Origin of the sequence: Nocardia iowensis (assembly GCF_019222765.1) — a bacterium.
Lineage (GTDB): Bacteria > Actinomycetota > Actinomycetes > Mycobacteriales > Mycobacteriaceae > Nocardia > Nocardia iowensis.
Genome location: NZ_CP078145.1, coordinates 8,621,459 through 8,642,816 on the forward strand (window position 1 = coordinate 8,621,459; position 21,358 = coordinate 8,642,816).

A 21,358-nucleotide genomic window follows, 5' to 3' on the forward strand; every position below is an offset into this window, starting at 1 on the left:
CTTCGAAAAGGGCTCAGAAGATGAGCAGGTCGAGATCGGCGCCGACGTCGGTAGCCAGATCCTTGATCGCGGCGGCGACGCGGCCGAGCCGCTGCCATGCCTTGACGATCGAGTCCTCTTCATCCGATCCGTCGCCGACCACGATGTGCCATTTCGCGGCGGTCTCGCGGTCGTCGGTGAAGGTCAGCTCGGTCACGTAATCGGTGAAGATCTTCCCGTCCAAGGCGAAGCCGATCTGGTCGCCGAGCCCGTAGTCCTGACCGAGGATGTAGGGGGCGTTGTCCTCGACGGTCACCCGCTTGCTGGTGTAGCCGCGGGTCAGGTGCATGCCCTGGCGGGCGGCGACCAGGCCGTCGAGGTTGAATGCCTTGTCGCTACCCGAGATGTACAGCTCGCGGAAGGCGTACGGACCTGCGCGGTCTACCCGCTCCATGTTGCGGTAGACATTCCATGCGAGGAATACGTCGTTGAGCTGACCGCGGTACAGCCAGCCGAGCCCGATGAGCGACAGCAAACCCTTGATCACGAATTCGATGCCCGCGTTCACCCAACCGGGCGATCGGCCGCCGATGATGATGTCGGTAGCGGTGGGCTTGTGCAGTGCGATCTCGGATTTGCCGATCCCGGAGTACTCGCCTTCGAAGTACCAGACCCACGGATAGTTCCGGAAGGTGCCCTGGCTGAGGCGTTCTCCGTACACCGCTTCGTATTCGGTGGCGGAGTCGAGGTTCGGATAGCGCACGGGCGTGGTGCCGTCGCCGGTGAATTCCTCGATCCAGGACCGGATTCCGTCTAGCAGAGTGCCCGTAGGGCCGGTGACGCCGGACTTGTCCACCGTCTCCAGCACCACGGTCGGCCGGTCCAGGTAGAACCATTCCGGCGCCGGCTGTTCATCTTCGTCGGGCAGGAAGAACCGGGCGGTCAGCATGACACCGGAGTCTTCGAGCATGGGAGCGAACAGCTTGTCGGCCATGTCGAAGCGGGCCGAGGCCGCGCTCCATTTACTGGTGTCGTGCAACGGATCCACCGGCACTACAGCGATCGGGAAGAGCAGGTTGCCGGTGCCGCCCCACTCCGGCTTGTTGGCATGCAGAGGCGGCACCCAACCCGGCGCCTGCAGGCGCATCAGGTTGGTCGTCAGATAGTTGGTGATAATCGTGCGGACCGGCCCGAACTGGATCATATGCCGCGGGAACTGGGCGAGGATCGGGGCGAAAGGGCTTGCCCAGCAACAGATCGTCGCGATGTGGTTCCAGCAGTGGATGGCCTCGATGTCGACGGTTTCGACGCCGTATTCGTCCCGCACGATCGACGCCTTGGTGATGTAGCCGTCCCAGCGGAACCCCTTGGTGTTCACGGTGATCGGGATGGTGGCGTCTTCGCGGTCTTCGTTGTTGAAGAGGTGGTCGAAGTGGACCATGTCGCGCGGGCAGATCATCTTGAGCCCGCCGGGCGCGTTGCGGGGGTAGGTGAATTCCAGCGAAAGGTAGCTGTGCTCTTCGCCGACCTCCTGCATCCACTTGTTCCAATAGCGCACCAGGACGTCGGGATCGCGCAGCTTGTCCTGTTCGTCCTTGTACGCTTTGTCCATTCGCAGTGCTTCGCCCTGCGGGTCCCATGCCGGCATGCTCATCAGAACGGCCTCGACGATCGCGGCGTGACCGAGACGATCAGGCTGGACTGCAGATTGCCGCCGTCGACCTGGACGATGATGTCGGTGGCACTCCATGGCGGCAGCGCGGCGAGCCAGCGCCGACCGGCCAACTGGCCCCAGACATTCTGGACTTTCTCCGAACCCGCCGAGTACAAGCGAGCGGTGCGGTGACGCGGATGAGTATCGATCCGTAGCGTCTGATTAGCCGTTAGCCTCGGCGTATGCACCAACCGGGGTTGGTCGCCTCCCGTGGGATCCAGAATCGCCCAGCGCCCTGGACCATTCATCGTGTAGCGCGGCCAGGCAGGCTGGTCGGCGGCATTGCGCGCCCGCACCTTGCCCTCGTTGAGGCCCAATGTATTGGTCCACACCGCTGTTTCGTCGAAATGCCGTTCCAGCGGATCCATTGCCGTCGCCGACATCTTGTACAGCGCAACGGCATTGCGGGCCGGATCGATCTCGCCGACGGCTTCGGGTGCGCTGTCGAGCTGCACCTGCTGAAACCGCCAGCCCTGATGACGGGTGAAAAACCCGATGGTGGACGGCTTGTCGGTACTCCAGCCACGGAACCACGCGTCGTGCACGGCGAAGAAGTCCCGGGCCGCGTGCGCGCCAGAGCTTTTCGCGGCCGGGGAGATCACGGCGATGAAATCCCACTCCTTCTTCGCGCGGATCGACCGTTGGAAGGTCGCGCCGTCCTGGCGGGCACCCTCGTTGACGAGCAGCTGTACCGGGGCGAACATATATCCGGTCTGGTTCGACAGCCGAACACCTTCCCGACCGGCATTCGCGCCGGACAGGTGCCACACCCGGCCGTTGACGTCCCACAGGACGACCTTCGTGTACTGGTTGTTGTCCAAAAGTTGGTGGGTCATCGGCCGAGCCCTCCTCCGCGTTGTTGCGCCACCGTGCGACGCCGGCGAACCCGCTCCACCGCGATGGCGGCGCTCTTGGGGTCCATGCCGTTGAAGTTGTAGATGTCTCCCCTGGCGGTCCGACCGCCCGGACCTTTGGCGAGGTTGGTCAGGCCGAAACCGCTGCCGAGCTCCTCTTTCACCCCGCTGGCCACGATTTCGATCGGCTTGGTGATGAACTCCGCGGCGGTGTTGGCGACCATCGAACCGATCATCGAGCCGACCGCGGGAGCCAGCGCGCCCAGCGGACCGAGGAACGGGGCGACCAATGTTCCGGCCGCGGTACCGAGCGTGCTGCCGACTGTCGACGCCGCGCCCTTGATCGCGCCGGTGATACCGCCGACCAGGCCGTTCTGCTGCAGGCCGGCGATGCCACCTTGCAAGGCGGCGAGGCCGGCCTGCTGATCCCGGGTCATCTGCGGCGTCGGCGTCTGGGCGCCCGTGGGGCTCCAGTCGATACCGGTGTACTCCTTGACGACCGCGGCGATGCTCGACGACCACTTGCCTTCGGGATCGACACTCTTGTAGAGGTCGCCGAGCGCGTCGCCCTGCTGGGCGCCGAATTGGGCGCCTGCTTCGATGATCTGGTTGCCGTTCGGACCCAGCAGCGGCGCGAGCACGGAGGCCGCGTCCCCGCCGAGCTTGCCGCCCGCGACGTTGAGGAAATCTTTGAAACTGCTGGTATACGGGTTGTAGATCTCGTCGCTCAGCGCCAGTGACTGTGCACCGAATCCGGCCGCGCCGACTGCCGGAGTTCCTGCGATCGGCGAATCACCCTGCGGCACATAGTCACTCGAGCCCGGAGTGAGGGACCCAGTGCTCTGCCCGCTCGGCAGCCCGTTGTTGTTCGGGCGGTTGCGGACCAGATACGAACCTGACGGGGATTGAGCCGTAGCGGGGTGGGCACCGTAAATGTACGAGCCGCCACCGGAATACGAGGACCCCCCACCGGATGCTTCGGCGCTCTCAACCGTCTGCTGGGGCACGACCGAATTTCCGCCATCACCGCTGCCGCTTTCCCCGGTGCCGAGGCTGGTCGGCCCACTGGCACCGAGACCAGGTCCGCCGGATTCGCCGGTCAACGTCATCGACGCGGACAGACTGCCGCCGAACTTCGCGCCGATCAGGCTGCCGAGCTGGGCGCCGATTACCGGCGCCAACGAGCCGTCGGGTCCGAGTGCGGGCGCGAGCACTGTGCCCAATGCGGCACCGACCCGGCTGCCCGCGTCGGTTGCCGCACCGACGATGCCGTGCGCCAGGGCGGTGGACAGTGACCCCAATGGATTGACGCCCCCGGTGCGCACCGACTCGGCCTCGCTGCCGGTCGACGCGGTCCCGATCGGCGCCTGGTACGCGCGACCGAAGCCGAGTGCCCCCGGCGTGCCCTGCGTCCGCACCTGCATGGCGGCACCCAACGGATTGGGTTCGCCGAGGTCGGGCGGATCGGAGCGAGTCACCGACTCCTGGGTCGGGGCGCCTGCCGTACCTGCGGACCCGAACACCGAGCTCAGCACGCCGCCCGGCCCGAAGGCAGGTGCGACTATCGAACCGAGCGCGGCACCGGTGGCGCCGCCCGCGTTAATGGCGGCATTCCCGATGCCGCCCAGCACATCTGCGACCAAGCCGAATAGACCGAAATCCTGCGGCCGGAATGGAGCGTCCGGGCCCGCCGGGGCGATCGGGTTGCGCAGCAGATCTCGCCACGACTGCGCCGCCGAGCCTCCGGCGCCGACCAAGCCGCCGTCGGCGAAGCCCGGCAGCATGCCGCCCAGATAGGCCGGGGACGGCACCCAGCCGCCATTGATCGCGGCCAGCAGTGGCAACGCGTTCGACGTTGCCGCGGCATTGACCACGAACTCACCGGGGGACAACCGGGCGAGAACCTTGTCTTGCCGTGGCCCACCCGACCCGGAGACCATGCCGCCGTTCGCGAATCGCTGCGGCGTCCGGTCCTCAATGCCCGAGCCGGGCACACCCGATTCATCGACAACCTCGTCGCCGGAATCGTTGTCGCCGTTGCGGTCCCCCACCGGACCGGACAGTGTCGCCCTCGAGCTGATCCGGACGATCCGGGTCCGGGTCTTGGCGTCTTTGGCCTCCGGGGCATAGCGGTTGAGTGCGCCTGTCGCGATCCAGTTGGCGAAGAACCTCGGTACCGCACCGAGGACTTCCTGGAAAGCCTGTGCCAGCGAACCGATCTGGACGGAATCGCCGGTGATCCCGTTCGCCGACACCGACGAGTCGCCTGCCACCAGGATCGGATCGTCGCCGGGGAGGGTGATGACCGACGTGCCGGTGACCTTCCCGCCCTCCCAGACCGCCCCGCTCGGCAACGAGACCTTCTGTCCGGGGGCGGGCTGGCCGCTATTGGCCATGGCCAGGATGTCCGGCATCGCCATCACCGGCGGGCGCGCGGCCGAAGGGCGCTTCGAGTCCGGCGGAGTCCGCACATCGGAGCTCATTTGTTTCTCCACATTCGCATCTACTTTCTCGGCCGTGTGCGCAGATCAACACCCGCGAGCAATTACTCGTCCCAGTTGAGGAACTCGTTCATCTCGCCGATGCCGGTGGGCGTGCCGACTCGCTCGCGATCGGACTTCACGCCCGGCCGTGGCACAAGTTCCGGACGGTTGCGCCCATTTCTGGCGTCGTCGGTTTTCGCCCACACGAGCCAGCGCAGTGAATCGGTGATGTCGGCGAGCAAGAACTGGTCGAGTTGCCAGCGGTAGGTGTCGGGGTTCATCGCACGGAACAGCGCGGATTCGGCGGGCAGCCATCGGATGATCGCCTTCAGCTCACGCCAGCCGAGCACTTCGGTGCCGAGCTGATGCAATCGCAAGCCGAGCGTGATCAGGTCGTATTCGATAGCCTCGCAATGCTCTTCGAGAAGAGCATCGAGGCTTAGGATTCCCCCAGGTTGACTCCCGAGTGGGTGCGCCACGCATCGAGCAACTCGTGGTAGGCATCCGGATCCATCTCATCCAGCACGGCGAGCGACTCGGCGGACAAAGTCAGCTCCAGCAGCGTGTACATCGCGTCGACATCGCCGAGGCGGCGGATTCGGCGGATCAGGCCCGGCTTGAGGTAGGACAGGGACGGCAGGTGCAATTCGACACCGTCGACTCGGTAGACGAAGTCGTCCTTTACCTGAAGCGGGCGGTTGAGGGTAATCGGAGCTTTCGGGGAAGTCATTGGTTCGCAGACCCTTTCATGACGTTTAGGTGCGCAGGCAGTGGAAAGTGTTGGGAAATAAGGGCCCAACGGTGGCGGGCGGGCCTGCGCATAGGTGTGAAACCCGCCACCGCTGGGGGCTTTATCAGGCGGTCTTGATGCCGTCGTCGAGGTAGCGGTAGGCCTTGACCTGGGCGTCGTCCTTGAACGCCTCGATGGTGATGTTGAAGCCGGCCAGTTCCTTGGACACGAACTTGCGCTCCTGAACCTGCGAGATCGAGGCATTCGGCAGCACGATGCGCATCTTCTTGTTCTCGCTCAGCATGTCGAACACCCATGCGCGGCGGGGCAGCACCGAACCGGTTTCCTTGATCGTGTACAGCTTGCCCGAGGTCGCCGACGCCGCAGTGGGGACAACATTGCCGTCTCCGAACACCTGAGTGAGGACGTCCTCGTCCCACACCGCGTACAGGGTGAGGCCGAAGCGGACCGAGTGCTCGGTCTGCAGGTTGGCGATGATGTCGGCGTTCCAGTCCTTGACCTGCTCGATCTTGCGCTCGCCCTTGGACTCGATGCCATCCTCGGAGACATAGCCGAGGGGCTTGAACGCGTCGACCGGCTTGGCGCTCGCGCCGACCGGCAGCACAGTGTTGATCGGGGCGACCAGCACACCGCCGGAGACGGAGACCGGCGTACCGGTACCGATGTACTTGCTAGAAGGTACAGCCATGTTCATTTCTCCCTTGGGATTGTTGCGCAGGCCCATGGGATTTCGATATTCAGTTGTGGCTCCCATGAGGGGGAGTCAGGCGAGGGCTATGCCTCGCACGTTTGATGTCGCCACAGGATGCTTGCCCGGTTTCGGCAAAGAGTGCGCCGTGACCCATATCCCCGAGCCAGCAAGCCTAGTTAGCGGGGTGATCATCGGGGACCGCGAAACCGCCCCAGTCGACGATCTCGTATCCGTCGGCATAAAAGGGCTCCGCAAGCTCCGATACGAGTAGCTGCTTCACTGTCTTGCCGCCCCAAAAAGACGCACCGACAGAACGGACCCTTTCCTTCTCGGCGCCGTTCATCAAATTGGCATCGTAGTAATCGCGCTGGAACTCGATCTCGATCTGCGCGTATTGCGTGCGGTCATATTCGAATGCTGGATGAAGGTCGAAGACATAGTTTCGAGGGAAGCGGTCAGAGACGGCGCGGACCAGCCGCGCATACCGGAACGGCTCCGCCATCCACTTCACCAGCAGGGTTTCATCCTTCTTGAGGCTGATTTCTCGTTGCGCCACTGCTATCTCTCCTTGTTCAGGCGATCAGTTATGTTGTGTTGCGACACATTTCAGAGCCCTTTGCCGCGAACGATCAGGTCGGCGACGATTACCTGCCGTGGGGCAGCGGTCGCCGGATCGGTATCGTTCTCGAGCCCGACATCCTCGATGTACTCGCACCACACACTGCCGAGGTAACCCGGCGCGGCAGCCGAGAGGATGGCGCGGACCAATCCGGCCAAACTAGCCGCGGTACCGGAATCGTCGGTGCATTCGAGTACAACGCGGGGACGATCCAGGATCAGGTTCGGGCCGCGGCGACCTTCTCGATCTTCGACGTCCTGCCGCAATTTCCGGTCGTTCCGCGTGACCCGCACCATGCGCGACGGCCGCGGCTCCGGAATCCGGGTGACCACCTTCGCGGTGTCGGAAGCGGCGGTGAGTTGCGCCGTCAGGTAATCGACCAGAGTCTTCTCGATGTCGGGGAACACGATTCGTTCAGTCATCGCGCTACCACCCTTTCGTGGCTATGCCTCATGCCGGGCTTGCTCGATCCGCTGGCGCAGTTGATCGACGACTCCCGCATAGGCTTCGGTCTTGGTCGCGGCCTCGAAGGACAGGCCGCGGGGATGGACGGCATACCAGCGGCCGTCGTCGGTCTGACTGGCCTGGATGTCGTCGAGGTCGTAGAACGACTCGGGATCCGGTACCGGCCACTCGCCGTTCTCGTCCTTGGTGACATGCAGGCCGGTATCGAACGCACCGGGCGCACCGCCCGGCGTGGCCGCCCAGCGGATCTCCTCCAGCTCGGGATGCACTCGTACACCGCGTTTTACGAGATACTCAGCGACCCGCGTCGCCTGCTTGATCCCAGTCACGGTCGGTTCCGCTGTCTTCGGCGACTGCTTGCTCCGCCATTCCGGCAGGTGGATCACCGACAGCTCTTCGGCCAGCGCCTTCACCTGCGGATCCAGCTCGGCGGTGTCCGCTGACTCGGCAAGCTTCCCGCTCAGGGCCTGCTGGATGAACGCGAGGAACTCCGGCGTAACCAGCTGTCCGGCATCGGTCTTCACGTATTCCGGCGGCGGCTGATGATTGGCGAACTGGATGGATTCGACAATTTCCTTGTCAGACAACGTTTTTTGCCCCTCGGTCGGCGTTTGCCCCGAAAGGGGCATGAAAAAACCCAACTCCGACAACGGAGCTGGGTTAGAGATACGAAATATGGCTCTCGCCGGGCTGATCGGCGACTGTCAGTTAGTACGGATTCATCATGATTGTTCGCGGTGTGACCTGGCCGAGGATCTGCATATGCACTGCGGCGTCCACGATCTGCACGTGATCGGGCAGCATCGGCCCGCCGAGCGCAGGAGCCGGAACAAATCCATACATGGTGTCCGGGCCAACCGGACCCAACCGCTTCAATACCCTCTTGAACAACGGCTTGTCGTCGTCGCCATCCGGATCCAAGACGTCCTGGCTCGCCGCCGACAATGCGGAGAGAATCTGCGCATCCCGCATGTAGTCGTCCGACATATATTTTGACTTGTCCATAGGCATCAGCCAACCGGAATAAGGGGTGATCGTCAGGCTCAATCCGGTCCGTTGCCCCCAGAGTGTCATCCTCCCGAACGCCGATCTGGTCACCGCGATCCACTTGTCGTCACCGAACGGCAAGTCGACACCCGACGTCCACTCATCCACCACCGTCTGCCACTCCTCGGGATCACAGAGCCACAGCAACCCCTTCCGGAAACCAGCGAAACCGAGCTCACGCCACAGGTCGAGCAGAAAATTCGGAAGCAGACCGGCGTACTTCTCGAACCGTTCCTCAGGAGTGGGAACAGAAAAACTCGGACGACCCCACTTCCGGGTTACATCCTCGACCGGAAAAGACATCCGCTACCTCAGAATCCACTCGACATTCAACAGATGGTCGCCTTGGCCCGCTCGAACCAAGCCCTCAGCGTACCTTCTCAGGTCGTCGGCCAACCCTCGAACCGCCCACTGGCTGCCCAGCGAGGAGTTCACGAAAGTGTCACCCATCTTGGGCAGCCCCTTGGCGTCGAGACCGATCACATCCAGGCCGCCGGCAACGATGTCCTGCTCATGCAGCGCCGCCAAATTCTTTGTACGCGCCTTCATCTGTTCTTCGGCATAGCGTACTGGCTTCTTACCGCCGAGCTTTGCCGGATCGTCTCGCAGCAGCAGAAGGGCTTTCAACTGCTCTTCGGCAAGAATTGCTTCCTTATAATCCTTGTTTGCCGCCTTTTGAGCCTTCCCTTTACGAGAAACCGTCTTCATATTGTGCAGCAACTCGTTGGCGGTCATCTTGTTGATGCCGGCGACCTGGCCAGCAATTTGGCGGGCTGTCTCGGCCACCTTATGCCGAGTATTTGCGGTCTGACCTCGGTTGAAAGCCACTGTATGCGTCGACGTCGTGCGCGGCCGCACCGGCCCGAATGCATTGTTCGGCATGGGTACCGGGCCACTGGCCAGTGCGGTGAGACCACGCCCTGGGCCGTGGGACGCGGCAAACCTGGCTCGCAGCGCATCTGCAAGCAGATTATCCAGTTCAGGTAGGCTGCGGGCTCCGGTGGCGTACTGGGGTTCGAGGCGGGGACCGAGACCGGACAATAGATCATTCAGTCCGGTACGCGTATTGTAAATACTCGCGCGAGCAGTTGTTTCAAGCCGTGCCACCGACTCGATGAGCCCCTCGATCTTCACATCGCGCCAGACTTGGAATCTTTCAGGGAAAGTACGGAATCGCTCGAGACTCGTCACCAAGTTGGCCGGTATGTTTCGCAGCGCTTCGCCAGTGCTGGTCACCCCCGGCATGTTTCGAAATCCGTTGGCGGCGAAACTCGGCAGATTGCGCATCGAGTCGAAACTGTTCTTCGCGACATCCGGAAGGCTTCGCCAGTTATGCGCACTCGAATTGGGCAGTGCCCGTCCGAGGATCGATGGCAGACCGCGTCTGGCAGCCGCCGCCGCGGCGGCTTCGGCGATTGCGATCTCACCACTGCGTAGTGCGGTTGTCCCGACACGAACAGGAGCCGCACCTATCGGCAGGAACGTGGTGACAGCCAGGGCCGCCGCCCAGTCGGTCGGCGCCTTCTCCATCTGTTCTCGCGCGACCTGCAGGCGAGCCTGCCCAGCAGGCGTGATCGGGTCGCCGCTCAAACCGTACATGGCGCCGCCAACCTTGTATCGCCACCAGTCGTAGACGGTGGCGCCAGAATCTACGATTCCGTTCCACACCAGACGGCCAGGTGCGGCGACCGCGGCCGACGACCGCTCATAATGATCGGCGGCTGCCGCTCGGTAGGCGGGATTCGTCGGATTACCGACAGCGAGCAGACCGGGCGCGAAATTGAAATTGGACACCAGGTCCGTACCCCAGCTCTTGAGGCTGTTGCCGACGCCGACAGTCCAGTCCCAGCCTTTTTGCACAGTATCGCGGCGGTCCGGGGGCAACCGAACCAACAGGGGATTTCCGTTCGGGTCGTAGTCGACGACAACACCGTCACGGTACCGTCGAACAAATGCCTTCTTGTCATCGTAGATGTCGGTGTACGACTTCTCCGATCCGATACCGTGGAAGGTGTCGAATAGAACACCGCGATGGTCGACAAAGTAGATGTGGGTACCGGCGGCCGACTGTTCTGTCCGACCCATAATGGTGCGGCCTTCGAGATCCTTGCCGACCTCCCAACGTTTGCCGTCGGCCCCTAGTTGCCAACCCTCATTGTTGCTGTCGAACTGACCGACAAAGATACTTTCGATGCCACCTTTTCCGTCAGGTCTGGCACTGGATACCGTCAAATTGTTGTAATTGTCGTAATGGTAGTTGTCGTAGAGCCCGTACTCGTTCGGCACAGCAACATCGACACCGACCAAATTTCCGTTCTCATCGAAGGATGGATTCTGAACGCCCTTGTAGTCCGGCGTCGCTACATACGTCCGATTAGGTGCGCCGGATGTCGAAGTGCCCGAGTTGAAATCTTGGGCATACATGCCGGAATCATGATTGTCTTTGCTGCCATAGAAGGCAGTACCATCAGCATTGACATTCCAGCGCTGCCAGCCCCCTGTGCCGTTACCCGCGACTCGGGAATGGGTGAAGCCGCCCTTTCCATCGGGGATCGTTTGATCAACGGTTTGATTGCCGTTTCCGAACGGAATTCGGTTGTGCACAATCCGGCCGTCGGGCAGAGTCGTGTCCCACTCGTCACCTGGCTTGCGACCTTCGGTATCAGGCAATCCAAAAATATCTGGGCCAGGTGTGGGTGCGGGCTGTGCTGGTTGATTCGGCTGGGCCGGAGCGGCGGGCGCGGTCGGCGCCACGCTCGCGGGGCCATTTTGTGACGGACCGGACTGTGCCGGCGCCGGTGCAAGCGCGTTGTTGTTCGGGTTCGGAACCGTGTCGGCCTGCGGCGGCCGGTTCCCGAACTCGTCCATAGGAGTGAATGCCTGCGGGTCAACGATTTCCTTCGCCCGGGGCAGCACCACCGGTACGGATGGCGACGGACCCGTTACGGGTGCGTTGATCTCCCGCACTGGCGGCACGGACAGCGGTGCAAACTGCGCATCATCGACCGCAGGCGAGTCGACAGTTTGCGCCGCAGAACGCATTCCGGCGCTACCGGCAGTGAGTTCCTTGCGTACGAATACGCGATCGACCATTCGCGCAGACGAATTCGGAGTCATGCCATGAAAGTTGTGTACGCGGCCACCGCGCAGCGCATCGGTGCCGTCCGAATACTCTGCTGCCAGACCGCTGTTCGACATTGCCGCCAGGCTCGAGGTACGCGCAGGAACCCATCGCGGAAAGGTTTCCACCGTCGGACGAACAGTATTCGTCGCCATGTCGGATCCTCGCTAACTCGTTCAGGCCCGGCAAGGGCGAATGCCGATCACTCCGATATCCTCGAGCGACAAGTGCAGACAGACGCCCAGCGTTCGGCATGCGAAATACGCTGCAGGCATGCAGGTTCAGTCATGGCCATAGGGCGCGCTGTAGATGGGCCTGGTTCGAACGGACGTCGCCTTCGCGGCGATGGCCGCGGCCGCGGAAGGCCTCACAGACCCAGCAGCGGCAGGACGAACGGCGCGAGATCGTAGGCCAGTTTCAGCAGGTCGAGAATGATGGTGAGCAATGGGTTCACCTCCTCTCGTCAGCGCTGACGGGATGAGTCGGGGACGATCCGCCCTGCGGCGATCAAAGTGTTGAACGCCAGGGCTTTTCGTCGACAGTGGTCGATGGAGCAGGCGCGGTGGACGCGCATCGACTCGTGGGACTGGTCGATGGTGAGTGGGGTTGCCGGAGTGGCGTGGTCTGCCATCTCGAGCAATGCCAGGAGGGAGGTGTCCATGTCAGACCTCGGATTGTCGAAAGGTCCGCGGTGCCGATCGGTTTGCGGCGTCGCTGGAAAGTTGAGCCCCACCCCCGATCAGGGGTGTCCGGGGGTGGGGCGAAACGCCCCGGTCGCTTCTTCCGTCTACGACCGCGAGCGAGAGGGGTCGGCGGGAGACGGGAGCGGAAACCGGGGCGGGTATGTGGCAGGCTCTTGCCCGCTTGTCATCGATCTCGAAGATGTTTCGGGGGCATGCCACACGTGTGAGGTAGAGCGGAAGTGCGCTGCTGCTTCACCATTCGCAGCCCCGACCACCGAAGTGGTCAGGCCGCAGCTAGCGAAAGCGCGGATGCGATTGGGGTAAGGAAGTTTCCCGAAGAGTTCGGGATGAAGGCGCAGCTATGGCGCTGCACAAAGCTTCACCTAAAGCGCGCGGGATGTCAACCCCTGGATACAGGATAACGCGAAAATACCAGGTAGATGGCTACTTTCGAGCACGCCGTCCGGTGTTGTCCGCCCTCGGAAACGACGATTGCCCCACCTCTTGCGAGGCGGGGCAATCATGTCTGCCCATTGGACGGATATGTCACCTGATGAGAATCAGGACATACCCGATGATTTGACTACGGCGTGGTCGGGGCCGGCTTGCCCGACGAGCCCGTCGCAAGCAGCTTGGCGAGGTCGACGATGAGTGTGGCCGAGCCGGTTTCCACCGGCGGGGTGGTGCCGGTGTCCTGAGCCGAAGCCAGGCCCGAACCGGCCATGACGATGCCGGCGGTAGCAGCGAACACAAGGCCGAACACGCGAATCTTGCTCATTTAGAAATCTTCCCCTTGAAGAATTTGTCCCTCCATCGGCGACCTGCTGGTAGCCGAGCAAGGTTTTTCTATCACAGGGTTTCGTCGGCTAGCGACCCTTCAGCCACTCCGGGAAGGGAGGTGTAATTGCCCATCGATAGCGGGGGACTCACCACGAGTATTTCGGAACAATGCCTGCAAATCTGATGTTCCACAGCGACTTCTGCGGTACACCGTGCGGCGCACGGCCTTCATCCACGAACCGGCATCTTGACGCCCTGTCAGTAGCACCCGGCACCGGTGATCCCTTGCGGTCTCGACGACAGATCCAGCAACCCCGGAGCATGGGCACTGGACAATTCTGCTCACCTATAGCTACCCAGCAAAGCGAGAGTTATGTTGTGATTCATTTCATAAGTAATCACTGTAACTTTCCGCGACCGCCAGCCGACCTGCGCCGAATTACGTTTTGAAGTAGCTCAATTCGAGCCTTTCACCCGACTCGCGCTCGGCGTCGAATGGGATACGCCAGATGTTCGTCCAACACTTCACCCACGATGTACAACTCCGGCCACCCCGGCGCCCACGGTCCGGGTAGCGGCGCGATTTTCCCAGCGTCCCTGAGTGTTTGGATGCGCCGCACGGTGAGACCCTGATACTCGTCGCCGAGTTCCTTTGCGAGCGTGGCGATCCCGGACGCGTTTAGCCGGTGCTGTCGCGCCTTCGTCACCATTGCCTCGTCCAGCACAACCGGCGCGGCGGGCGGGCAGACTATCCACAGGGCGGCCTGCACCACCGTACGGATCTCACCGGGCGCGCTCTCCGCGCCTTCGGTCATGGCCAACGCGATGAGATTTCGGTCGAGCCACCGAGCCAGGCCTGGAGTGGACGGGGAACCGGTGTATTCGAGACCACGGTGCTCACACACGAGTCGCACCCAGGACACCAGTACCGCGTGCAACTCGTCGGCGGCACGGGAGGCTGCGGGGTTGTATGGCAGTGGCTGCTCGCTCGGCCTACGGTTCATCCGATAGTCGCCGCGCGTGCTGAGCCGCGACTGCCGGGTGAGCGAAATGCCGAGATCCTCAGCGAGATCGGGGATTTCGCGGAGCAGCTCGGCGAGGGCGCGCAGTTCGATGCGGTCGAGGTAGAGGTGGTTGGGGTGCTCGATCATCAGGAACCGGCCTCGGCAGCGCATTGCGCAATGGTTGTCGTCATGGTGTCGCTTCCTCTTCGGTGGAATGCCAGTGGTCGAGCGACGTCACCGTGTGGTGGTCGCAGCGGAGCACGGGCGGATCGGGGTTGACGGCGAGCAGTTCGGCCGGTGGATGGCGCCAGCCCGCGTCGTCGCACATCGCGCAGCGGCGGGCGGCCTCGCGGCGCTGCACCGCATCGGTACGAAGGTCGTCGCCATGCGCGGCGTCCCACCGTTCCCTGGTTCGCCGGGCGTCGGCGCAGGCACCGCACGGCGGTGGCGCCGGATGGTGGCGGTGCACCGAGCATTGGCGAACGGGCGGAGCGGATCGCGCTCCCCTGGAAAAATTTCCAGGGTCATGGGCAGGGACAGGGGTTGCGATCGGCTCGGGCACTTGATCGGCAATGGGCCGAGCAACTGCCGAAGCCGCTGCCGGATCGGTTGTTCGAGCAACAGCTGAAGCACTTGCTTGCGTTCGAAGCTGTCGAGACTGCCCGGAAACCTGTCCGCCTTTGCGTCCCGCGGCGGCTCGCTTGCGGCGTCGGTCCTCGATTTCGGCCTTCGACATCTGTCGTTCGGTCCAGTCGTGGAACTGATAGCCGCCGTCCGCGATACTCCACAACCCCACTTCCACAAGCTTTTTCGCCTGCGCCGCCGAGCCGAGGCCGCGCACGATCGCGGCGGGCACGAAGCCCTCGGTGAGCTGTTGCATCGACCACGAACCCGCCCGCACCCACAGGCCCATCGCGGCGTTGCCCGCCGCGACGGCCTTGGGGTGGAAGCCGAGCTGGTCGTCGACTTGGAACCAGGGCATCAGCGGGTTCCCTCGACCACCTCACGGTTGATCGCCTCGGCGAGCAGCCGGGCGAGGCCGTGCCGGAGGTAGGCGTCGGTGTGCCGCCCGTCGAACAGGTAACCGCGGGCGTACGCGACGGCACCGCCCCAACTGCGCCAGTGCTCCGGCGACCACCACCGTTGTAACTGCCGCCGGGTCGCGATCTCGATGAGGCTGTGCCCCCAGCGCACCATGGCTTCCGGGCTGGACAGGCTGAAATACGCACTGAGGTCGGCGATCAGGCGCAGCGGGTTGCCCGCGGGCAGTGCGGTGATCGGATCCCCCGCCGCGGCAACCCAATACGCCGGAATATTGGCGATGTCCCGCTGACCGACGACGCCGTAGCCGCCCGGATCACTGCCGAGGCACCGACCGGCCGGACGCAACGGGTCCGCGATCAGCGCACACGCAACCACCTCCAAGTGCGGGAAGTGGCCCTGCCCGATGTCGGCCGCGAGATCGCCCGCGATACCCGCGCCCTGTGAATAACCGGCCAGCAGTACTCGATTGGGGGTTGCTTCGATCGCTTCGATCAGCGCCCGCCGACCCGCGGCGACGCTGTCCGCGAAGGCGACGTGTCGCCCGTAGTCCGCCGGATAGGGCACCATTCGCACGACAAAGCGCCGCGGGTCGAGGGCTTCGGCGAAAGCGGCGGTGATCGGATCACCCTTCGAATTCCAGGTTCCGCCGACGATCAGTACATCGATGACCTCACCGGGAGAGAGCAGTTTGCCGAATAGTCGGCGGCCGAAAATGGCCACGAGCCTTGTCCTTTCGTGAATGACATGACCGGATGAGCCCATGACGGCGGCGCCCGATCAGGTCGGAGAAGGTGAAATGAGAAGCGCGGATCAGCGGGGCGCGAGAGATGCCGGGCCGGGGCGTGCTGCCGCCGAGCGGCAGTGATCGCAGCTGTCGGTCTGCGCCGCAGTGGTTTCCAGCCGGAGGTTCGACGGGTGGGTGGCGATGGCGTTGCCTAGTTCGGCGCACAGGGGATTCGGATAGCCGTAGTCGACGTACACCATTCGGCGATCCACATCGACGACGACGCCGTGTTCGACGGCACCGCGTTCGGCCGTCGTTCCCGTGTACGTGACGCGCGCACCGATGTGGTGCCGGAAGATGTCGAGGGCGGGGTTCGCGCGCCGGTTTCGCGACAGCTTGCTCACCGCGGCCGCCGCTCGTCGTCGATCGGCGGTGCTGCCGGGTCCGGCGTGGCGACGAGTGTCGCGCTACGCACCCGCGCGTCCCGTGGATCGTGGATGAGAACCACGACGACGGCATGCGGTTCGTCGCCGCTGAGATAGGGAATGCCGGAGATCCCTGGGCGCCACGCGCTGAATCCGGCGAGCCTCGGCACATTCCGCACGGCGTGCTCGAGCGCCGTCGCTGCGGTAGCTGATCGATCGCTCAACACTGCCCATCCACCATTGGAGCCGGAGTGATTTGCGTCACAAAATGTTTGGTCGGTCGCGCCACTTCTGCGCGACCGGACCTGCCCGGCGACCGATGGGCATCAGTGACGGTCATCCCGCATCCCCTTCATCGGGCAGCAGGTCGAGGATGCGGCAATCCACCGCCGCGGCGATCCGAACAAGCTCGTCCACCGTGAACGAGCCGTGCGCGGCAAGCAGGCTGCGCAGGTCGGATGCCGGTAGCCCGGAACGTGCAGCCAAGTCCCCGAGACCGAGTCCCGCGTCGGACATGGCGCGCCGCACTTTCCCGGCAACCATGTGGTCTAGATGTTCCATATGGAGCACAGTAAGGTCCGTTTGGACCTGCTGCAACTCATCATGGACCTTTATTGACGAAACAGTCGGTAGCTGCGGGAATCCTCGGCGTTTTTCCGGCATGTCGTTTGCCAGGTAGCCGTTCGGACCTCAGAATGGTCCGTATGGGTGTGAAAAAGGTGGCTTCGGACATCAACCGCGCGGTCGGGGCAGAGCTCAGGGCGGCCAGAGCTCGGCGAGATCTGACGCGCCCGCAACTCGCCGCACTGACCGGTCTCGGCGTCAGCACGATTCAACGCTTCGAGAACGGCGACCGATCGCCGGACATGCAGCAGTTGCACGCGTTGTGCACCGCGCTCGATATTCCGATGCGGGAGTTCGTGGCGCTGGCGCTGCGCGACGTGGAGCGCCCCGAGGAGTAACGCGGCAGCACCGAACATCGCCGCCCGCCGTCACTTCGAGTCTCGGCGGCGCGAAAGCTACTGCGCCCGACAGTAAGTCGAAACTACTTCGGACAAACTGTTGCGGCGCAACAAGTCACGCCCGGAAAGCGGCACGAGCCGCTGAAAATCGACGGAAACCGCCGGTTGAGAGGGCCGTACGGCACCCCGCTGCCGTACGGGCGCCGCGCTACGCGCAGCGCGGATCCGCACCCCCGTCGACCACCACCGTGTCGTCGACGGCAACACCGATGGAAGCTTCGGCGTACTGGAGAACCGCTTCGATCGGCTCGACACCCATTACCCACGCCGCGAGTACGACGTCGCACAGCGTGCCAATGCCCTGCACAACTCGCAGGGCCACTTCATCCCCGATAGCCGTACCCAGCGTGACTGCGGCGTTGGTTCCCCGCCCTGCCGCAAACGGTCTGACTGAGTCGATCTGGTCCACGACTGTTATCCCCTTCACTTCGCTCTACCTTGAGCCCCAACTCCGAGACAGAACCGGACTGGCGTCCCGGAATCTGGCGTAGTTATATCCCATTAGTCGGGGGGTCGCTCACCAAAGTCGCCCTGCCGCAGAATGATTCGTTGCGCCCCTGGCTTACCAGCGACGCGCTGGAGGATAGCCACACATTTGCCTCAGGGTGCGCCGAAGGCAGCGCGGTACGACGGATGGCACCTCGAAGGAAAGGGGCGTTGCCCCGAAGTCGGTGCGGTCACTCACATTTCACGACGGGGATCGGATCGTATTTGACCGTCCGAGTCGTCCTGGAGACCTCCCGACCGGTGCGCCGGTCGGTGATGATGCGGGTGTCGGAGATGGTGAATCCCGGTGCCCCCTCGGAGGCGATGCAGTCCTTGCCTTTCGGGAGCTTGATGGTGGTCGGCTCGGTCGGCTTGCTCTTCTCACCGGTCACCGATTCGACATTGAGTGTCTTGGTGCCCCAGAGGCGCACGGTCACTTCCGAATCCGTGGTGACGGCCTCGATGAAGACGCCGTTCGGGGTGTTGTTGCGGAAGCGCAGATCGATCGCGCCGTCGAAGACGGTTGCCTCGCGCGCGGCCGGGTAGCGGGAGATGTAATAGCTGTGCTCGGTGTGGCCCGCGTCCTCCATGCCGGCGAAATACGCGGCGTTGTAGAGGGTGGTGGCGAACTGGCTGATGCCACCGCCGACGGCGGTGCTCGGCCTGCCGTGGTCGATGATGCCGGACTCCACGTAGCCTTCGGCGGTGCCGCGTGGTCCAGTGAAGTCGTTGAGCGAGAACGTGTCTCCCGGCTTCACCACCGCACCGTTCACCTTCTTGGCGACCACCTTGATGTTCACTCCGGACGGACCGCTGAATCCGTTGGTGGTGAAGCTGCCCATGGTCTCGACGATGCCGAGCCCCTGCGCCGCTTCGGTGGTCAGCTTCGGCTCGATCTTTTCGTAGACGGCCTGACCGGTCCGCTCCTGTGGCGCGGCCAGCAGGGCGGTGAACTGCTCGAACGTCTTCGGCCAGTTGATCTTGTCGCCGACGACCGCGGGCACCACCGTCGGTTTGCCGCCGTGCAGCGCGAACGTCGCGTCCTTCGCCTCGATCTCCGACGGCGCGAGCTGGGGCGCCAGCAAACCGACCGCGACGTTCTGATCGACGGAAAGCGCCAGCCCGCCTTGCCCATCGGGCACGAACGACAGCGTGGTGGCGATCTGCTCCGGATCGAGCTTGGCCGACGCGCCCTTGCCCGCGAACACGATCGGCGCCCGCACCGCCGGCTCGGCCACATCGCGCAGCGCCTGCTCGACCGCTTCCGGTCGCACGGTCAGCGGCGCGGGGTGCACCGGGAGATCGAGCGCGGCACCGGCGATCCACTTGTCGATCAACTCGGCGCGCGCGGCGGCAATATCGAGCACCCGGCCGGGAACCGGCGCGACGGCGACCGGTCTGGCCTTGTCGAAGGCGATGGTGCCCTCGACCGACGGCCGATCGTGCACGCGCAGCGCCGTCAGCTGGCGATCCAGCGCCGCGTCGTCGACGGCGGTGACGGCCGCGACGTCGCGGGTGGTGAACAAGGAGGTGAGCCGGGTGACGGGGTTGAGCGGTTGCCCGCCGATGCGCGCCCAGGTTGCGTCCCAGTCCACACCCAGTCCCGCGGTGCCGGGGACGAGCCTGGTTTGCACGTCACCGATGCGCAGCGGCAACTCTCGCTCGGCTCGCGGGGTGAGTTCCGCACGCAATTCGGCGTCCGCGGCGTCGGTATCCAGGCCACCGACATCGACACCCGCGACGATCGTGCCGCGCGGCACCTCCCCCGAGGACAACACCAAGTCCACCGCATAGCCGATCCCGGCCGCGGCGAGTACCGCGCCGACCGCGATGCCCGCCCGCTTGACCACGGTGCGGTTCAGCCGCTTCGCCGGCGGACCGGAGATGGGGCGCCGTGGCGGTGCCTGCCGCGCGCCGGACTCGGCCCGATGGGTGGCCCGCCTGGCGGGGGTGATCTGTAGTGGTTCCGTCGGCGCCGAGTCGCCGCCCCATTCCTGGGGCTGGTTTGCCTCGTGGGCCTGGGCCGATTCGAGCAGTTGACGTAAACCGACCTCGCCCGCCGGTTGTGGGCCGCGGCGTCCGGTGCTCGACTGGCTCGTCACGAACCGTCCTCCCCGTTCGGTTGAAATGGGACCCACACGATGCGAGTCTCCGCCAACGATAGTGGTCCACGCCGACAACGTCAGGCGAGCACCGAAGTGCAGCTAATTCCTTGCAAAGATCCCGGTGGGACACGCAAAGGGCCCCGCGCAGTTGCCGGGTCGGGGGTCTGGCAACTACGCGGAGCCGATCTGATTATCGGAGCGACGCGCGGTGCGTTACACAGCCGGACGAACCAGGATCTGATCGACGCGAGACAATCGAGAACGACGAGTGTCCGGCCACCGCGCACACGAGGAGATGGATGGCATGCAGCTGGGAATGATCGGTCTCGGGCGGATGGGCGCCAACATCGTGCGTCGCATCGTCAACGACGGGCACACCGCCGTCGGCTACGAACGTCGCCCGCACCAGATCGACGTGCTGCGCCAAGAGTTGGGGGACGACTTCCAGGGCACCACCGACCTCGGGGATTTCGTGCGGGCGCTGCAGACGCCGCGGGTGGTATGGGTGATGATCCCGGCGGGCGCGACCGGCGCCGTCATCGACCAGGTGGCCGCACTGCTCGAGCCAGGCGACATCATCATCGACGGCGGCAACAGCCGCTATCACGAGGACATCAAGCGAGCCGAACAGCTGCGCCCCAAGGGCATCCACTACGTCGACATCGGCACCTCGGGCGGCGTCTTCGGCCTGACCCGCGGCTTCTGCCTGATGATCGGTGGCGAGCCGGAACAGGTGAAATTCCTCGACCCGCTGCTGAAATCCATCGCCCCCGGCGTCGAGGCGGCCGAGCGGACACCGGGACGCACCGGCGAGCCGTCGATGGCCGAGCAGGGCTACCTGCACTGCGGGCCGGCCGGCGCGGGGCACTTCGTCAAGATGGTGCACAACGGCATCGAGTACGGCGCGATGGCCGCCTACGCCGAGGGTCTGAACATTTTGCACAAGGCCAACTACGGCGCCGAGCACACCGGCGAGTTCTCCGCCGAGGAGACGCCGCTCGAGCACCCGGAGTACTACCGGTACGACATCGATGTGCCCGAGGTGACCGAGGTGTGGCGCCGCGGTTCGGTGGTCGCCTCGTGGTTGCTGGACCTCACCGCGAGCGCGCTGTACGCCGATCCGAACCTCGATTCGTACGGCGGCCGGGTCTCGGATTCGGGTGAAGGCCGGTGGACGATCGATGCCGCCATCGACACCGGCGTTCCGGTGCCGGTGCTCAGTGCGGCGCTGTTCCAACGGTTCTCGTCCCGGGGGGAATCGCTCTACGCGGACAAGATGCTGTCGGCGATGCGCAAGGCGTTCGGCGGGCACCACGAGCTGCCTGGGAAATAGACGACGACCGCGGCTCCCAGCGGGAGCC

At 64.2% G+C, this 21,358-nt stretch carries 23 protein-coding genes; 2 read left to right on the forward strand and 21 right to left on the reverse strand.

The window, feature by feature from the left end; genetic code table 11:
- Positions 1 to 13 precede the first annotated feature (13 nt).
- The 19 genes from KV110_RS39815 to KV110_RS39905 form a co-directional block, all read right to left on the reverse strand.
- Positions 14 to 1,633: a Gp37-like protein gene (locus tag KV110_RS39815; protein ID WP_246634250.1), complete on the reverse strand. Its 1,620-nt coding sequence runs from the start codon at positions 1,631 to 1,633 to the stop codon at positions 14 to 16.
- The gene (locus tag KV110_RS39820; protein WP_218472246.1) at positions 1,633 to 2,529 is read right to left on the reverse strand and encodes a phage tail protein; all 897 of its coding nucleotides are present in this window, start codon (positions 2,527 to 2,529) and stop codon (positions 1,633 to 1,635) included. The genes KV110_RS39815 and KV110_RS39820 overlap by 1 nt, the downstream gene beginning before the upstream one ends.
- A complete protein-coding gene (locus KV110_RS39825; protein WP_218472247.1) occupies positions 2,526 to 5,030 on the reverse strand; it encodes a hypothetical protein in 2,505 nt (834 codons plus the stop codon). The genes KV110_RS39820 and KV110_RS39825 overlap by 4 nt, the downstream gene beginning before the upstream one ends.
- Positions 5,031 to 5,092: 62 nt before the next feature.
- Positions 5,093 to 5,407, reverse strand: coding sequence for a DUF5361 domain-containing protein (locus tag KV110_RS39830; protein WP_218472248.1), 315 nt, complete (start codon positions 5,405 to 5,407; stop codon positions 5,093 to 5,095).
- Between the two features lie 62 nt (positions 5,408 to 5,469).
- Positions 5,470 to 5,760, reverse strand: coding sequence for a hypothetical protein (locus tag KV110_RS39835; RefSeq protein WP_218472249.1), 291 nt, complete (start codon positions 5,758 to 5,760; stop codon positions 5,470 to 5,472).
- Between the two features lie 124 nt (positions 5,761 to 5,884).
- Positions 5,885 to 6,469, reverse strand: coding sequence for a phage tail tube protein (locus tag KV110_RS39840; protein WP_218472250.1), 585 nt, complete (start codon positions 6,467 to 6,469; stop codon positions 5,885 to 5,887).
- A 175-nt stretch (positions 6,470 to 6,644) separates the two neighbouring features.
- Positions 6,645 to 7,028: a hypothetical protein gene (locus KV110_RS39845; RefSeq protein WP_218472251.1), complete on the reverse strand. Its 384-nt coding sequence runs from the start codon at positions 7,026 to 7,028 to the stop codon at positions 6,645 to 6,647.
- 50 nt (positions 7,029 to 7,078) lie between these two features.
- Entirely contained in the window at positions 7,079 to 7,513 is a 435-nt protein-coding gene (locus KV110_RS39850; RefSeq protein ID WP_218472252.1) for a hypothetical protein, read from the reverse strand.
- Positions 7,514 to 7,534: 21 nt separating this feature from the next.
- Positions 7,535 to 8,206 carry a hypothetical protein gene (locus KV110_RS39855; RefSeq protein WP_218472253.1) on the reverse strand — a complete coding sequence of 224 codons (672 nt, stop codon included), beginning with the start codon at positions 8,204 to 8,206 and terminating at the stop codon, positions 7,535 to 7,537.
- 58 nt (positions 8,207 to 8,264) lie between these two features.
- Positions 8,265 to 8,906 (reverse strand): GAD-like domain-containing protein, encoded by a 642-nt coding sequence (locus tag KV110_RS39860; protein WP_218472254.1) that lies wholly within the window; start codon positions 8,904 to 8,906, stop codon positions 8,265 to 8,267.
- Between the two features lie 3 nt (positions 8,907 to 8,909).
- Positions 8,910 to 11,879, reverse strand: coding sequence for a polymorphic toxin type 15 domain-containing protein (locus KV110_RS39865; protein WP_218472255.1), 2,970 nt, complete (start codon positions 11,877 to 11,879; stop codon positions 8,910 to 8,912).
- A 308-nt stretch (positions 11,880 to 12,187) separates the two neighbouring features.
- The gene (locus KV110_RS39870) at positions 12,188 to 12,385 is read right to left on the reverse strand and encodes a hypothetical protein (RefSeq protein WP_218472256.1); all 198 of its coding nucleotides are present in this window, start codon (positions 12,383 to 12,385) and stop codon (positions 12,188 to 12,190) included.
- A 605-nt stretch (positions 12,386 to 12,990) separates the two neighbouring features.
- Positions 12,991 to 13,185 (reverse strand): hypothetical protein, encoded by a 195-nt coding sequence (locus tag KV110_RS39875; protein ID WP_218472257.1) that lies wholly within the window; start codon positions 13,183 to 13,185, stop codon positions 12,991 to 12,993.
- 472 nt (positions 13,186 to 13,657) lie between these two features.
- Entirely contained in the window at positions 13,658 to 14,362 is a 705-nt protein-coding gene (locus KV110_RS39880) for a hypothetical protein (protein WP_218472258.1), read from the reverse strand.
- A 16-nt stretch (positions 14,363 to 14,378) separates the two neighbouring features.
- Positions 14,379 to 15,173: a hypothetical protein gene (locus KV110_RS39885; protein WP_218472259.1), complete on the reverse strand. Its 795-nt coding sequence runs from the start codon at positions 15,171 to 15,173 to the stop codon at positions 14,379 to 14,381.
- Positions 15,173 to 15,955, reverse strand: coding sequence for an alpha/beta hydrolase family protein (locus KV110_RS39890; RefSeq protein WP_218472260.1), 783 nt, complete (start codon positions 15,953 to 15,955; stop codon positions 15,173 to 15,175). The genes KV110_RS39885 and KV110_RS39890 overlap by 1 nt, the downstream gene beginning before the upstream one ends.
- 90 nt (positions 15,956 to 16,045) lie before the next feature.
- Positions 16,046 to 16,363 carry a hypothetical protein gene (locus KV110_RS39895; RefSeq protein ID WP_218472261.1) on the reverse strand — a complete coding sequence of 106 codons (318 nt, stop codon included), beginning with the start codon at positions 16,361 to 16,363 and terminating at the stop codon, positions 16,046 to 16,048.
- Positions 16,360 to 16,608, reverse strand: a complete 249-nt coding sequence (locus tag KV110_RS39900; protein ID WP_218472262.1) for a hypothetical protein — start codon at positions 16,606 to 16,608, stop codon at positions 16,360 to 16,362. Before KV110_RS39900 ends, KV110_RS39895 begins: the two co-directional genes overlap by 4 nt.
- A 112-nt stretch (positions 16,609 to 16,720) precedes the next feature.
- Complete coding sequence (locus tag KV110_RS39905; protein ID WP_218472263.1) at positions 16,721 to 16,945, reverse strand: helix-turn-helix domain-containing protein; 225 nt, start codon at positions 16,943 to 16,945, stop codon at positions 16,721 to 16,723.
- Between the two features lie 143 nt (positions 16,946 to 17,088).
- Between KV110_RS39905 and KV110_RS39910 the strand changes: the two genes are divergently transcribed.
- Entirely contained in the window at positions 17,089 to 17,346 is a 258-nt protein-coding gene (locus KV110_RS39910) for a helix-turn-helix domain-containing protein (protein ID WP_218472264.1), read from the forward strand.
- Positions 17,347 to 17,554: 208 nt separating this feature from the next.
- Here the strand turns inward: KV110_RS39910 and KV110_RS39915 are convergent, their stop codons facing one another.
- Together KV110_RS39915 and KV110_RS39920 are read right to left on the reverse strand one after the other, a co-directional pair.
- On the reverse strand, positions 17,555 to 17,815 hold the full coding sequence (locus KV110_RS39915) for a hypothetical protein (protein ID WP_218472265.1): 261 nt from the start codon (positions 17,813 to 17,815) through the stop codon (positions 17,555 to 17,557).
- Between the two features lie 268 nt (positions 17,816 to 18,083).
- Positions 18,084 to 19,994 carry a VanW family protein gene (locus KV110_RS39920; RefSeq protein WP_218472266.1) on the reverse strand — a complete coding sequence of 637 codons (1,911 nt, stop codon included), beginning with the start codon at positions 19,992 to 19,994 and terminating at the stop codon, positions 18,084 to 18,086.
- A gap of 307 nt (positions 19,995 to 20,301) precedes the next feature.
- Between KV110_RS39920 and gnd the strand changes: the two genes are divergently transcribed.
- Positions 20,302 to 21,330, forward strand: a complete 1,029-nt coding sequence (gene gnd, locus KV110_RS39925) for a phosphogluconate dehydrogenase (NAD(+)-dependent, decarboxylating) (protein ID WP_218472267.1) — start codon at positions 20,302 to 20,304, stop codon at positions 21,328 to 21,330.
- The last annotated feature ends 28 nt before the right edge of the window (positions 21,331 to 21,358 follow it).